Source organism: Komagataeibacter xylinus, assembly GCF_004302915.1.
GTDB lineage: Bacteria > Pseudomonadota > Alphaproteobacteria > Acetobacterales > Acetobacteraceae > Komagataeibacter > Komagataeibacter xylinus_C.
Genome location: NZ_QQBI01000088.1, coordinates 1 through 1634 on the forward strand (window position 1 = coordinate 1; position 1634 = coordinate 1634).

The window sequence follows — 1634 nt, forward strand, 5'->3', positions numbered from 1 at the left end:
TCAGAAGGGCGGCATAACAACAATCGGGTATAGCTTATCAAGCCCGCAAAACTGTCCGAACGGACGGGACCACCTCAGTGACATAGGCGCCAGCACCAACGGGCTGACATTCACATCACACGAACATATCAGGATCTGCGGTCAGTATATCCGATTTTATGAGCGATAATAGCAAGAGATCCTTGCAGGCATCTGAGAGTATTCCAAAGTGACCTTTTCACCCCCGATCGCAGGAAATGTTGGTTTCCCGCCATTCCTCGCATGTCACCTACCCAGAGGTGGAACACCGGTTTTTTTGACTAGCCAGATCGGGTTTAAGATCAAGGATGGCTTACTGGTATGCCAAGCATGCCCTACAGACTCTAAAATTCATTTGCCAATATGTCTGCTCATCTCATGAGTGGAGCTTTGGCATATGAGCGATCTTGTAACCTACCTGACCATGGACGGTCAGACTTACATTGCATCTCAGGTCGAAATTGCCTTTGAAAACAACCATGGCGGATCGTGTCCCGATTATGTGGCGCTTGATTTCAGAAATCGCCATGTCGTGGTGGTGGAAGAGACAGAAGCATGGAACATCCAGCCGTTATGCAACCGCATCCATGAACGAGATACGCGCTGGTTTACGCCTCTGGCTGCTTTCATGCTTGAGAAGGGTATTGTCAGTCCGGATTGGGGAATGCGTGTGCTCGGCATCGTCCGACCAGACCGTATTGAGGCATTCAATAAAGCATTCGCGCAGGATGGTGACGTCTCGTTCATATCGATTGAAGAGTGCATCTTCCCTTGGAAATACTGGAATCTCCGCAAGGACGGAGGATTACCAGGAGGGGAAAAGGGTATATATAAAGGCCGAAGCGTCAGTGCATGGGCTTCCAAAGTCAATCAGGGTGAATAGCGCCTGATCTGCCATTCCACAGATCCGGTCCTTCCCGACCTTGCTGGACGGCAATCTCCCGTAGCAAAGCTGTTGTTTCCTATAATCGGTGTGCAAAATCGCATATCGACAGCCTCGCACACTCAACCATGACGGGAGAACGCCGCCCCCATGTATTACGGCAAGAACGCCTTTTCGCTGCTCCTACGCTACACACTGGCCCACGAGATCGAGGAATGGGGCTGGGAGATCGGGGACCATACGTATGGCGCCAAGGGTTCTCCCATCATCATAGAGGCCGAATACGCCGGCCTGAAGATCGGGAAATACTGCTCGATCGCCCGCGAGGTGCTGATGATCCTGGGCAACCACCGCACGGACACGATCACCACCTACCCGTTCAAGAACCAGTGCAATTTCTGGCCGGAAGCAGCTGACGCATCCGATGACCATTCCACCAAGGGGGATATTGTCATCGGCAATGATGTCTGGATCGGCGCGCGGGCCAACATCATGTCGGGCGTCACCATAGGGTCAGGAGCGATCATCGCCACGGCGGCCGTGGTGACGAAGGACGTACCGCCTTATGCCATCGTGGGCGGCAACCCGGCCCGGGTCATCAAATACCGCTTCCCTGAGAGAACCATCGAACGGCTGCTGGCACTGGCATGGTGGGACTGTGAGTGCTGGTTGTAATCTCCCCAAATGTGCTGGTTGAAAATTCCCCAGTTTGAGAACTGTGCGTGATCGTCAT

At 53.1% G+C, this 1634-nt stretch carries 2 protein-coding genes; both read left to right on the forward strand.

Going from position 1 to position 1634, the window contains the following annotated elements; genetic code table 11:
* The first annotated feature begins 415 nt into the window (after positions 1–415).
* Positions 416–901, forward strand: a complete 486-nt coding sequence (locus tag DV027_RS17215) for a hypothetical protein (RefSeq protein ID WP_130732985.1) — start codon at positions 416–418, stop codon at positions 899–901.
* Positions 902–1051: 150 nt separating this feature from the next.
* Positions 1052–1576 carry a CatB-related O-acetyltransferase gene (locus tag DV027_RS17220; RefSeq protein WP_242622002.1) on the forward strand — a complete coding sequence of 175 codons (525 nt, stop codon included), beginning with the start codon at positions 1052–1054 and terminating at the stop codon, positions 1574–1576.
* The last annotated feature ends 58 nt before the right edge of the window (positions 1577–1634 follow it).